Source organism: Aromatoleum toluolicum (genome assembly GCF_012911005.2).
GTDB lineage: Bacteria > Pseudomonadota > Gammaproteobacteria > Burkholderiales > Rhodocyclaceae > Aromatoleum > Aromatoleum toluolicum.
Genome location: NZ_WTVS01000006.1, coordinates 79,697 through 91,737, shown reverse-complemented (window position 1 = coordinate 91,737; position 12,041 = coordinate 79,697). Strand labels below are relative to the sequence as shown.

10 protein-coding genes and 1 pseudogene are annotated in these 12,041 nt (G+C 57.2%); 5 read left to right on the top strand and 6 right to left on the bottom strand.

All coding sequences use genetic code 11. The features are described 5' to 3' along the window. The first annotated feature begins 62 nt into the window (after positions 1-62). The 4 genes and pseudogenes from GPA27_RS04605 (at position 63) to GPA27_RS04595 (ending at position 3,504) form a co-directional block, all read left to right on the top strand. Positions 63-1,700, top strand: a complete 1,638-nt coding sequence (locus GPA27_RS04605; RefSeq protein WP_050417932.1) for a PAS domain-containing sensor histidine kinase — start codon at positions 63-65, stop codon at positions 1,698-1,700. 69 nt (positions 1,701-1,769) lie between these two features. Beyond that, on the top strand, positions 1,770-2,426 hold the full coding sequence (locus GPA27_RS04600; protein WP_050417931.1) for a response regulator transcription factor: 657 nt from the start codon (positions 1,770-1,772) through the stop codon (positions 2,424-2,426). Between the two features lie 170 nt (positions 2,427-2,596). Next, positions 2,597-2,771: pseudogene (locus tag GPA27_RS29595) on the top strand (transposase DNA-binding-containing protein); the annotation flags it as partial. 88 nt (positions 2,772-2,859) lie between these two features. After that, on the top strand, positions 2,860-3,504 hold the full coding sequence (locus GPA27_RS04595; RefSeq protein ID WP_050417930.1) for a TetR/AcrR family transcriptional regulator: 645 nt from the start codon (positions 2,860-2,862) through the stop codon (positions 3,502-3,504). A 208-nt stretch (positions 3,505-3,712) separates the two neighbouring features. Here the strand turns inward: GPA27_RS04595 and GPA27_RS04590 are convergent, their stop codons facing one another. The 6 genes from GPA27_RS04590 to GPA27_RS04565 all read right to left on the bottom strand — a co-directional run bounded on the left by GPA27_RS04590 (position 3,713) and on the right by GPA27_RS04565 (position 10,149). Next, positions 3,713-5,293, bottom strand: coding sequence for a benzoate-CoA ligase family protein (locus GPA27_RS04590; RefSeq protein ID WP_050417929.1), 1,581 nt, complete (start codon positions 5,291-5,293; stop codon positions 3,713-3,715). Between the two features lie 231 nt (positions 5,294-5,524). Next, positions 5,525-6,238 (bottom strand): ABC transporter ATP-binding protein, encoded by a 714-nt coding sequence (locus tag GPA27_RS04585; RefSeq protein WP_050417928.1) that lies wholly within the window; start codon positions 6,236-6,238, stop codon positions 5,525-5,527. Beyond that, positions 6,219-6,995, bottom strand: coding sequence for an ABC transporter ATP-binding protein (locus GPA27_RS04580; protein ID WP_050417927.1), 777 nt, complete (start codon positions 6,993-6,995; stop codon positions 6,219-6,221). Before GPA27_RS04580 ends, GPA27_RS04585 begins: the two co-directional genes overlap by 20 nt. Then, positions 6,988-7,977, bottom strand: a complete 990-nt coding sequence (locus GPA27_RS04575; RefSeq protein ID WP_083447181.1) for a branched-chain amino acid ABC transporter permease — start codon at positions 7,975-7,977, stop codon at positions 6,988-6,990. Before GPA27_RS04575 ends, GPA27_RS04580 begins: the two co-directional genes overlap by 8 nt. A 1-nt stretch (position 7,978) precedes the next feature. Then, positions 7,979-8,851, bottom strand: coding sequence for a branched-chain amino acid ABC transporter permease (locus GPA27_RS04570; RefSeq protein WP_050417926.1), 873 nt, complete (start codon positions 8,849-8,851; stop codon positions 7,979-7,981). Positions 8,852-8,955: 104 nt separating this feature from the next. Continuing rightward, entirely contained in the window at positions 8,956-10,149 is a 1,194-nt protein-coding gene (locus GPA27_RS04565) for an ABC transporter substrate-binding protein (protein ID WP_050418513.1), read from the bottom strand. 543 nt (positions 10,150-10,692) lie between these two features. On the opposite strand from GPA27_RS04565, the gene GPA27_RS04560 reads away from it, so the two are divergent. Next, complete coding sequence (locus tag GPA27_RS04560) at positions 10,693-12,030, top strand: 2-hydroxyacyl-CoA dehydratase subunit D (RefSeq protein ID WP_050417925.1); 1,338 nt, start codon at positions 10,693-10,695, stop codon at positions 12,028-12,030. Positions 12,031-12,041 lie beyond the last annotated feature (11 nt).

The window sequence follows — 12,041 nt, the reverse complement described above, 5'->3', positions numbered from 1 at the left end:
GGGCCAGCGCGCGGTTAGATAGACCGGTTCCCGGGTTGCCGGTTGCGAGGAGGTAGTGCTCCATGAAGAATGACGTGGTCGCGGTGGAATTCGACGATGAGCAGGGCGAGGACGTCTCGGTCGGCTACGAGGCGATCTTCCGCAACACGCCCGTGGCCATCTGCCATCTCCGAAACCGCACGATCAAGCGCTGTAACCGACGATACGAGGAATTGTTCGGATACGAGCCCGGAGAACTCGACAACCAATCGGTCCGGGTGCACTACCCGAGCGACGAATCGTTTTCGACAATCGGCCGGAAGTACGGCCATTTTTTCGAGCGCGAGCACACTTTCAAGGACGAGCGTCCGTTCGTTCGGAAGGATGGCACCTTGATCTGGTGCATCGTCACTGGCACGCTGCTCGACCCGCGCAACCTGCAACTCGGAAGTATCTGGGTGGTGCAGGACATCTCCGAGCACAAGCGGATCGAGGATGAATTGAAGGCCGACGTCGAGAAGCTCGAAATCGTCGTGCAGCAGCGGACGGTGGAGCTTAGCCGGCACGTTGCGAGCCTGGAGGAGGAAGTCGCGACGCGCCAGCGCGCCGAGGAGGCCGCGAACGAAAATCGCGAGAAATACCAGAAGCTCTTCCACATGCTGCCGATCGGGATTTCGATCACCGATCCGCAGGGCGACATCCTCGAGGCCAATTGCCAATTCGCGGAGATGGCCGGCTTGCGGCGCGCCTCGCCCGAGAGCTGGCGGAAACTGCCGCTGCGCTTCTTCCTGCACGACGGAACGGAGATCCCGCGGCACCGCCTGCCGTGGCAGATCCGCGATTTTCAGAAGGATTCGATCAACAACATCGAAATCGGGATGCGCGACGAGAAGGCGCGCAAGCTGCGCTGGCTGAGCGTCAGCTCGTCGCTGATCGAGCGCAAGGACCGGCAGTTCGTCGTCGCCGCCTTCACCGACATTACCTACCGCAAGCGCATCGAAGAGCTCGAACGGCTGCGCCACGCGGAGCTCACGCGGCTCGGCCGGATCAACTCGATGGCCGAAATGGCGGCCGCCCTCGCGCACCAGATGGGGCAGCCGCTGGTGTCGGCGGTCAATTACCTGAACGGCTGCATGCTCCGTCTCGAGCGGGTCGAAGGCGTGGGGGAGATTTCGGAGTCCATGGGGTTCGCGCTGAAGTATCTCGAGCAAGCGGGCGAGATACTGCGCCACGTCAAGGAGTTCGTCTGCAAGCATAAACCGGACAAGGAGCCCGAGAACATCAACGAGGTGATCAAGGATGCGCTCTCGTTCCTCAATTTCGAGGTCCGTCGTCATGATGTCAGTGTCGACCTCCGATTACTGGAGGATCCACCGCTGGTGCCGCTGTGCAAGGTAGAGATCCAGCAAGTCTTGTTCAACCTGATGAAGAACGGCATGGAGGCGATGACGGGCCTGCCATCCGAGGCGCGCAAGCTCGTCATCGGAAGCGAGATAGTCGGCGAGGGTGGGGCGATGAAGGTTTTCGTCCAGGACCACGGCACGGGCCTGGAGAAGCGGTCCGCGAAGCGTGTGTTTGAACCATACTTTTCCACGAAGCCCGATGGGATGGGCATTGGCTTGACGATCTGCCGCTCGATCGTCGAGTCGCACGGCGGGCAGCTTTCGTTTTCGAGGATCGGCAGGGGGGGATCACGGTTTCAATTCACCTTGCCGATGTAGGAGAGGTCCGCGCCGACATGAAGACCGAAGAGTCTCGGGCGGCGAAGGCCATGAACAAAGGAGGAGACAATGCAGGTCGAAAACCTTTCGCCGACCGTGTTCGTCGTCGATGATGAAGAGTCGGTCCGCCATTCGTTGAGCTGGTTGCTTGGTTCGATCGCGCTAGACGTGAAGATGTACGACTCGCCGCAAGCGTTTCTCGACGCGGATATTTCAGGTTCCTACGGTTGCCTGATCCTTGACGTGAGAATGCAGGCGCTTAGCGGGCTGCAGCTTCAAGAGATCTTGTGCCAGCGCGGCTTCAATTTGCCGATCATTTTTCTCTCGGCATACGGGGATGCGCAGATGGGCGCGCAGGCGATCAAGAAGGGCGCAATAGATTTCTTGCAGAAGCCCTATCGCAATCAGGATCTGCTTGATGCGGTCAATGCTGCGCTGACTCAGAGTAAGGAGGCGATCGGCAAGCAAAGTGAGCGCGACAAATATCGTGATTGCCTGGAAAGCCTCTCACTGAGGGAAAAGGAAATCTTCGATCTCGTCGTCGATGGAAATAGCAGCAAGGAAATCGCCCGACTTCTCGGGATCAGCCCCAAAACCGTGGAGGCGCATAGGGGGCGGCTGATGAGCAAGCTGGGCGTCCGCTCGTTGGGCGAGCTGATTCAACTGTCGATGCTCACGAAAAGCCACTGCCTCGAGTGTAAGTGGGCATCCCGGCCCGCGCGGTGATGCTCGAAGTCAGGTATCCATCAATTCCGTACATCACGAAATACTCTTGTAATTTATATTATTATACACAACTCTTCACCACCAACGCGCCGACCGAAATATCCATTGACCTTCAATCACTTACACCAAGCGATTGTAAACTCAGCGTAAAATGCGTCTACTCTTACAGTTTGGGTGACCGATTGGCGACGAAGGCCTGGGTGGCGGAGGAATTTTCGGGGATGGCGCTGGGTGACGAGAAACTGGACAAGCGGGCGAAGGTGCTGATGGAATGGTTGTTGGCCAATCCGCGGAGACGGTGGCCGCGTACCGCTTTCTGGACAACCCGAGGTCGACTGGCTGGCGAACGTTCAGAATGCGGCGTTCTCACTTAAAATTGCCAACCTTCTCTGAAGTGCCGAGAGGCAAATCCATTGGAACATCTCCAGACATCATGAGAAAGCTGAACAAGAAGGAAGAGCAGAGGAAGGCCAGTACCGAGAATATACTGGGCTGTGCGCTCGATCTTTTCGTCAAAAATGGTTACCGTGCGACAACGATCGACATGATCGCGGCAAGAGCAGGATTGACCAAGGGTGCGATCTATTTCTATTTCAAGACCAAAGACGCAATCATGCTGATGCTCCTTGAGGAAGCAGAAAAGTACATTGTTGATCCGATCGATGAGTACATGGCGAACGCGGGTCCGCTCGCCGACGCGAAGCTGGTGAAATTCATCAACATGCAAGCACTCCTAGGGGTGACTAAGCCGCAGCATGTCCTATTGCTTATTCTTGTGTCCATCGATTTTTCCGGTACCGGAGATGATATTGAGAAAAGGGCTAAGGCCATTTACCGTCGGATGTATGGGCACGTCGAACAGTTGATCGCACAAGGCCAAACCGAAGGTGTATTTCGGTCCGATTCCGGTAGTGATGAACTGGCATCAATCGTGATGGCGGCCCATGACGGAGTACTCATTGAATGGTATCGGAGGCCGAACGAACTAACGGGAAAGACCCTTACCAAAGCATTGAGATCGGTACTTCTCAATGGCTTGATTGTGGATAGAGGCTCCTGCAAAAATCCGACATTCTGAAATGTGAGGCGTTTGCCCGCCGAGAGCGGGATTTCGGTTGGACGCATGTCCCTCTGGCTCGGATTACAGCGCGTCACCGACTTCGCCGCGGGCCTGCGTCACTCCCGTGAGCTCGGTGAGCTTTGAGATGTGTGTAATGGAATGGGCTCACCCGTGGCTACGTAAGGATGGGGTTCGTGGAGCGCTTGCTGTTGAGTTGCCTGCGGGATCAGTCATGAGCCGCATTTCTGAGCTTAAAGCGCTGGATCTTGCCAGTCGCGGTCTTCGGCAACTCATCAACAAAATGGATCCATCGGGGATACTTGTATGGCGCGAGGGCGGTCTTGCAGAGAGTTCGGATATCCTCGGCAAGCAGTTCTCCGGCGTATGCCGCAATCTTGAGTACGATCCATGCCTCGGGCTTGATGAGACCCGCATCGTCCGCCCGACCGGTTACCGCCGCCTCGAGTACGTCCGGATGGGAAATCAGGGCCGCTTCGATCTCGAATGGAGATACCCAGATTCCCCCGACTTTGAGCATGTCATCATTACGTCCGCAGTAGTAATAATAGCCATCGCTATCGCGGTAATAGGTATCGCCGGTATCGAGCCAGCCATCGACAATCGAGGATGCAGTTTTCGCCGGATTGTTCCAGTAGCGCCGGGTCACCGATGGCCCCTTGACCAACAGGCGACCGGGGCTGTCGTCGAGAATTGCATCTCCGTTTTCGTCAATAATTCGCAGTTGGTAGCCGGGAACTGCACGACCGCTGGAATTGGGACGAATGTCGTCGATTGTGTTTGATATATAGATATGGAGGGCTTCTGTCGAGCCGATGCCATCGGTGATGGGTGCGGGTGCGATTTGCCTCCAGCGTCGCTGCAATTCTTCAGGCAACGCTTCACCGCCGGAAACGCAGCGACGCAGCGTCACCACGTGTTCCGACTTCAACAGGGATGAAGCCAGCAATGCAGAGAAGTAGGTCGGCACCGCGGCGAAAATGGTCGGCTTGAATCGGGCGAAAAGCTCGGCGGTAATCGGCGGCAGGGGACGACGGGCGTCAAGCACTGCTGTGCCGCCGACCCAAAGCGGGAACGTCATGCCGCACCCCAGTCCGTAGGCGAAGAAAAGCCTGGGGATCGAGTAATAGATATCGCTCACGTTTCCACCGAGAATTCCGACGTTATAGAGCTGACTGGTGGCGACAATATCGCGGTGGGCGTGGACCACTCCCTTCGGCCGGCCAGTGGTTCCGGAGGAATACAGCCAAAAACAATCGTCATCCGCAGCAGCCGGACTTGCGGCCAGCGTTGGTGACTCATCGCGCGCCAGTTCGGCCAGACTTCCGGCAACGTGACGCGCCGGTAATACATGCTGCAGCGGAGTTTCGGCCATGATCGCAGCGGTGATCTGGTCTTTGAACTCTTCGGAATACACCAGCACATTCGCGCCCGAATCGGCAATGATGAACTTGTAGTCTTCCGATGTCAGCATGGTGTTAAGGGGCACCGGGATGATCCCCGTTTTGATGCATCCCCAGAACACGTAGTAGAATTCCGGCGCATCCTTGATGACCATCAGCACCCGGTCTCCCGCGAGCAAACCGATTTTTTTCAAGGCGTTGCCGTACCGGTTGACGTTCGTGACGAGAGTTTCGTAATTGACAGTTTCATCGACGGTAAGGATCGCAGTCTTTTTTCCCCGTCCCTCGTCCAGATGGCGATCGATCAAGGCACTTGCCACATTGAAGGTGTGTGGGAATTGCAGCTCCGGACCATTGTTGCCTTGGTTAATACGCACTTGTCGCATGGTCGGTTTCCTCAATGCGCATCAACATAGTGACCCTGATGCTTCGGCAGCAAACGCTGCGCTAAAGCGCCTGGCGCTCCAAGACGCAGAGCACTATGGTTGAAATTCTCGAACATGGTTTCCCCTCGTGTAGATCAATTGGTCAAAAGACGTACTAACCGGATAGTATGCAATAGATCTGTTTGGCCCTTCTTTGCCGGTACTAGAGATAATGAAAACTTGGGCGGGGCCTCAAACGCCGAGAAAATTTTTCAACACTTCCGGTTGCGACCGTAGCGCCTCGCGGTCGCCCTCGAACACCACGTTGCCTTTCACCAGAATTACATTGCGATCGGTGATCGACGAGATGGCGCGAAAGTTCTTGTCGACGATGATCGTGGCGATACCGGTGTCCCTGATGGCACCAATTACAGTCCAGATCTCGCGGCAGATGATTGGCGCTAACCCTTCGGTAGCCTCGTCGAGAATGAGCAGGTCCGGATTGGTCATCAATGCGCGGCCGATGGTCAGCATCTGCTGCTCGCCGCCCGAAAGCTGTCCGCCGCCATGGCCTAGCCGTTCACCAAGACGCGGGAAAGTTTTCAGTGCACGCTCGAAGGTCCAGTCCCGCCGACCGCCCACGCCGGGCCGGGCTGCCATGACGAGATTCTCGCGCACCGAGAGGTTAGGGAAAATTCCCCGCCCCTCCGGCACGTATGCGACGCCGTGGCGAGCAATTCGACACGGCTGGGAGCGGGTAGTGACGTGACCGTTGATCCGGATCTCGCCCTTGTGCGAGGGCACGACCCCCATCAGCGTCTTCAACAGCGTTGTTTTACCCATGCCGTTTCGGCCCATTAGACCGACCGTCTCGCCGCGGCGCACCGTAAAGTCAATGCCACGGAGGATGTGACTAGCGCCATAATAAGTATGGATCCCGCGAGCTTCAAGCAACGAGTGGTTCATGGCTCTCATCCTCCTCTGCACCGAGATAGGCTTCCTGAACGGCGGCACTCGCACGGATTGCCCCGGGGCTGCCCGACTCCAGCACTGTGCCGTTGACCATGACAGTCACGACATCGGCGACCGCAAACACGGCATCCATGTCGTGTTCGACCAGTAAAATCGCGTGATCCTCTGCGAGTTTCTTGAGCAACCGCACCATGGCCGCCGACTCCGTGGCCCCCATTCCGGCCAAGGGTTCATCAAGCAATAGCACCTGGGGTTCAGTGGCGAGCGCCATGGCGATTTCGAGTTGGCGCTGCTCGCCATGGGACAGTATGGCTGCCATGTCATTCCTGCGGTGTGTCAGCTCCCCCATGGCAAGCACCTTCTCGGCCAGTTCCAAGGTGTCGCCACAAGCGAGTGCGTGGCGGAACAGGTGAAACGCATGCGGGCGGCGCGACTGGGCAGCAAGGCGCGCGTTCTCGAATACCGTAAATGCGGGAAAGATATTCGTCTTCTGGTAGGTTCGCCCCACGCCCATGCGCGAAATTTTCTCCGGAGACAGTCCCTCGATCGCGCACCCGGCCAGGCTCACTTCTCCACCGCTTGGCTTTAGATCGCCCGAGAGAAGGTTGATGAAGGTGGACTTGCCCGCCCCATTGGGGCCGAGCAGCGCGTGCACTTGCCCCGCGTAAAAGTCGAGGGACACTTGGTTGACTGCGGCAAGCCCACCAAAGTGCTTGGTCAACTCGGTGGTGCGAAGAATGGGTTCAGACATGGTCCTTTTCCGGTGTGGTTCGAGTATCGGTGTGCGCCCTCAATCGGTATCGTGTAAGGGAAAAGCCACTCAGGCCATGGGGAAGCATCAACGCAACCAGCACGATGAAGCTGCCCATCAGGACTTGCCAATGCTTGGTGAGGCCGGTTAAGAACTCTTGAAGCAGCACTAGGGTGAACGCTCCCGTGACAGGCCCCGTGAGGCTGCCCATGCCGCCCAGGATCACCATCATCAGGACGTTGCCCGACTGGTGCCAGCCCAGCAACTCCGGGTTGACGAAGCCGAACTGCAGCGCGCCCAGATAGCCGGCCAAGCCGGCCACGGTGCCGGCGAGGGTAAAGGCGGCGAGCTTGTAACGATAGACCGGAAAACCCAGCGAACGCATGCGGTGCTCGTTGGACTTGATGCCTGCCAAGGCGTGGCCAAAGCTCGATCGCAGCACAGCCCGCAACAGAAAGTAGACTCCAAGCATCACTGCCAGAACCACGTAGTAGAAGTGGGCCGGACTGTTGAGGTCGAAGGGCTTCCATCCGAATATCACCGCTTCGGGCTTCAACATGATGAGCATGCCATCCGATCCGCCGGCGAACTCTGCGTCGTGGACAAAGTAATAGAGCATCTGGGCTAACGCCAGCGTCACCATGATGAAGTACACGCCCGACGTTCTCAGCGCCAGAGCGCCAACGACAAGCGCGAGTAATGTGGCGGCACACAGGGCGGCGGGCAGCGTCAGCCACACATTGCCCGCCTCGTATTGGGGCATAAGCAAGGCTGCAACGTAGCCGGCGACACCGAAGAATGCGGCGTGACCGAGGCTGACCAAGCCGGCGTAGCCCACCAACAGGTCGAGGCTCATGGCGAAGACAGCCATGACCATGATCTTGGTCAGAAGCTGGATATAGAACTCGCCCCCGTAGAGAGGATAGATTGCGAGCCCCGCCACAGCGGAAAACAGAAAGAAGCGTCGCAACTGTTGAGTCATGTCAGCGCCCGCCCACAGCAAACAAGCCTCGGGGGCGCCACAGAAGAACGGCGGCCATTAGCAGGTATGCGGACATGCTGGCGATCTGGGGTAATACGATCTTGCCAAACGTGTCGGCCATGCCAATCATCAGTGCCGCAAGTAGTGTCCCCTTGACCGAGCCGATGCCGCCGACGACTACCACAACGAAGGAGATGATCAGGATCTGCCCCCCCATGTTCGGGTAAACGGTAGAGATAGGTGCGGCGATCATGCCGGCGAAGGCCGCTAGGGCGAGCCCCAGAGCGAACACAAGCGTGTAAACGAGTTTGATGTCGATTCCCAGCACTTGGACCATTTCCCGGTTGGATGCACCGGCGCGGATCATCATGCCTAGTCTGGTGTGTTGGATGAGCCAGTAGATCAGCATGGCGACTACTAGGCAGGTTGCCGAAATCACCAGCCGATAGACCGGATAGCTTAGGGTGTCCGTGAGTGGGATCGCCGCACTGAACACGGCGGGGATTGCCACGCTGTGCACATCATCACCGAAGGTCATGCTGCGCAACTCTTCGAAGATCATGATGAGTCCGAAGGTGAGTAACACCTGGTAGAGGTGGTCACGGTGGTAGAGCCGCCGGAAAACGGTCCACTCGAGGATCACCCCTATCAGGGTACTTACCACAAGCCCCAAGAGAATGGCACTGAACAGGCTGCCTGTCGCGGCAGCGAACGCCCATGCAAGGTAGGCGCCGATCATGTAAAAGCTGCCATGGGCGAGGTTGATGATACCCATGATGCCGAAGATCATGGTCAGCCCGCTGGCCACCAGAAACAGCAGTAGCCCATACTGCAGCCCATTCAGTACCTGGATCAGAAACGTGTAGACATCCATTTCCGCGCATCCTTTGATGAGGCACGGAGCCTCGTGGTCAGCGCCCCCGGCGACCGCGCCGCCGGGGGCGTCACGTGCCCGGATCGGAATCCGGGGTGATGGCGTCATGCCATCTTGCAACCGCGTACCGGGTCGGCGAGAGCCTTGGCCGCTATCCCCACCACCCGGTTCTGCCCCCCCTCGACCTTGCGCAGATAGATGTCCTGGATCGGGTTATGCGCTCTGGACATCGTAAACTTGCCGCGTGGGCTGTCGATCGTGGCCTTTTCCATGGCCGCGATGATCTCCGCTCTTGCGCCCGCGTCGCCCTTGACTGGGTCGAGGCCAGCCGCCAGCAGTTGCGCGGTGTCGTAACCCTGCACCGCGTACACGTCGGGATCGTATCCGTAGGCCTTCCTGTAGGCCACGCGGAAAGCATTGTCGCGTGGAGTCCCCAAGTCGTCGGCGTAGTGCAACGTGGTATGGACTCCCTCGGCTGAGTCGCCTTGGGCGGCGAGTGTTCCGTCGGTAAGGAATCCTGAACCGTAGAGGGGAATGGTGTTCTTGAGTCCCGCCGCGGCGTAGTCCTTGACGAACTTTACTGCGCCCGCACCAGCGAAAAATACGAACACCGCGTCGGGTTTGAGGGCCGCGATTTCAGTGAGATACGCCTGGAACTCGACGTTGGGGAAAGGCAGGAACATTTCCTTGACGATCTTGCCCCCCGCGGCTTCATAGCCTTCTTTGAAAGCGCGTGCGGATTCCTCGCCGAAGGCGTACTTCCATGTGATGATGGCCACGCGCTTGTGTCCCCGTTCGACCATGACCTTGCCCATGGGGAAGGCCGTCTGATATGTGGAGAACGAGGCACGGAAAATGTTGGGCGCGCACATGGGGCCAGTGGCTGCGTCGGTACCGGCGTTCGGAATAATGGTGATCGTGCCTGCTTCGCGCGCCACCTTCACCATGCCCATGGCGACGCCCGAATGCACGGTTCCGACCAAGAAATCGACCTTGTCACGCACGATGAGCCGGTGAGTATTCTCGGGGGCCTTAGCGGGATCGGACTCGTCGTCGACTACAACGTACTCAACCTCGCGGCCGGCCAGCCTGCCGCCCTGTTCGGCGATGTACAACTTAAAAGCGTTGGTGATGCTATTGCCCGGTGGCGCGAACGTGCCGGTGTAAGGGAGCATCAGACCAACCTTGATCTTGGCGGTATTGCCAATGGCAAAGTGGGCGGGCAGCAGCGTGCCGGCGGTGATAATTCCGGTTGCCTTGAGAAAATCCCGACGGCTCGTTTTTTTCTGTGCAGTCATCTCTCCCTCCTGGACGATGAAGACGGGCACCGGCGCCCCTGCGCGCGGCACTATGTCGGGGGAAATTCAGTCATTGCGGAAAACGGCGTTTCCGCGAGCTCGCCAACAAAAGGTCTGACAGCCCCGGTCCCCACATGCGGCTACCATATACCGGCTGGCTGGTATGTGTCAACGACTGATACGGAAGACCTCGAAATCGGAGGGAGGAAAATGGGAAAAGGACCTTTGAGAGCATGGACGGCGCATGGCGAGGAGATGGTATTACGGTAAGTGCTCCACGACCTCATCCTTCCGTGACTCTCTACGTTGTGATCAGACACGTGCTACAAGTTCGGACAGTTTATGTGCTCCCTACAGGCGCACTAAATGCGGTTGACAGCAACAAGATTTTGCTGTTAGATACTGGGCAGCTGGTATGTTGTGCGGAGTGGAAGAGCCGCGGGAGCCTGCGCCTCTCGATGCTCTGACGGTATCAAAGCGGAAGTGAACGCGGAAAGCGGGCGAAGCGCGTTTCCATTAAACAAGTGAGGAGGAGAACGTCAAATGACTTTAGCGACCCAGACGACCGGCGAAGGAAAAGTCCTTGTCGGACGAGGAGTGTACGATGGCGCACGTTTGTTCCGAGAGTGGTTCGACAGTTTGACCGAGGTCGCCAAGCGAGGAGAGGGAGCCGCCTACTGTTTTATCGCCGGGAATGTAATCGAAATTCTTCGGACCTTCGATATTCCTGCGACTTTTCCGGAAATCAATTCTCTGCAGACCGCGTTTCGAAATGTTTCCCGCGACTATATCGATGACGCGGAAGATTACGGCTATTCGCCTGACATCTGCGGATATGTGAAAATCGGCGTAGCACTTCAGCGCCGAAATGGCGAGCATCCGATGGGGAAAATCCCGAAACCAAAAATCGGCATGATCAATAACTACTGCAATACATTTATAAAGTGGGGTGAGATCTGGGAGCGGACCTATGACTGTCCGATGATTAATCTCGATTATCCGATGACGCGCTCAGCCGGAGAAAAGCCGAAACGCGGAACGCAGAAATTCGAGTACGAAAAAGCCTACCTTAAGGGGCAGATCGAGGAAGCCATTAGCGTTTGTGAGAGAATTACAGGCAAGAAATTCGACATCGACAAGTTTCGACAGATTCTCGCGTTTTCGAATGACGTAAACGCTGGTTTGAAGCGGGTTCTCGAACTCAACAGAAACAAACCTGCCGTGTTCAATGCGTTGACGGATGGGAATATTTACATGGGTGTTGCCAACGCCTTGCGTGGCACCGAGGTTGCCAGTAAGTACTTCAAGGATCTTGTCGAAGAGCTAGAATATCGCGTCGCGCATGGTATTGGCGCGCTGGATAAGAGCACCGAAGGTACCGTGCCGATGAAGCAGACCTTTCGTCTCGCTCTCGTCGGCACACCTTGCTATCCAATCTATCGGCAATTTAATGAGATGTTCTCAAGGTGGGGGGGCGTATTCGTATATTCGTCGTACCTCGATTTCGCCTCGACTGGTGCGTTGACCGGTTATCAGTACGATCTCAATGACCCGATCGACAGCTACGCGGAAGGGCAACTGATCATGCATGCGTCGGGTTCCGATAGCGTGTTTCACGAGTCCGATAACCTAAAGAAACTGGCTCCGGAGCTCGGGCTTGACGGCGTAGTTTTCCATCCGGTCAAGAGTTGTCGTACCGTTTCTACCGGCCAGGCGGACATGCGCCGCATTGTTGCGAACGAAATGGGACTGCCGACCCTATTTATCGAGTCGGATCTGGTTGATCCCGATGTGGTGGCCGAAGCGCCGATGAGAAATCGCGTTGATGCCTTTTTCGAAGGTCTCATTTCCCGTCGCCAGCAACAGACGGCGTCCGCCTAACCAGAGAAATG

Bases quoted from the DNA above. Each gene is read 5' to 3' on its own strand.
- GPA27_RS04605 (WP_050417932.1), top strand. From the start codon at position 63: ATGAAGAATGACGTGGTCGCGGTGGAATTCGACGATGAGCAGGGCGAG.
- GPA27_RS04600 (WP_050417931.1), top strand. From the start codon at position 1,770: ATGCAGGTCGAAAACCTTTCGCCGACCGTGTTCGTCGTCGATGATGAA.
- GPA27_RS04595 (WP_050417930.1), top strand. From the start codon at position 2,860: ATGAGAAAGCTGAACAAGAAGGAAGAGCAGAGGAAGGCCAGTACCGAG.
- GPA27_RS04590 (WP_050417929.1), bottom strand. From the start codon at position 5,293: ATGCGACAAGTGCGTATTAACCAAGGCAACAATGGTCCGGAGCTGCAA.
- GPA27_RS04585 (WP_050417928.1), bottom strand. From the start codon at position 6,238: ATGAACCACTCGTTGCTTGAAGCTCGCGGGATCCATACTTATTATGGC.
- GPA27_RS04580 (WP_050417927.1), bottom strand. From the start codon at position 6,995: ATGTCTGAACCCATTCTTCGCACCACCGAGTTGACCAAGCACTTTGGT.
- GPA27_RS04575 (WP_083447181.1), bottom strand. From the start codon at position 7,977: ATGACTCAACAGTTGCGACGCTTCTTTCTGTTTTCCGCTGTGGCGGGG.
- GPA27_RS04570 (WP_050417926.1), bottom strand. From the start codon at position 8,851: ATGGATGTCTACACGTTTCTGATCCAGGTACTGAATGGGCTGCAGTAT.
- GPA27_RS04565 (WP_050418513.1), bottom strand. From the start codon at position 10,149: ATGACTGCACAGAAAAAAACGAGCCGTCGGGATTTTCTCAAGGCAACC.
- GPA27_RS04560 (WP_050417925.1), top strand. From the start codon at position 10,693: ATGACTTTAGCGACCCAGACGACCGGCGAAGGAAAAGTCCTTGTCGGA.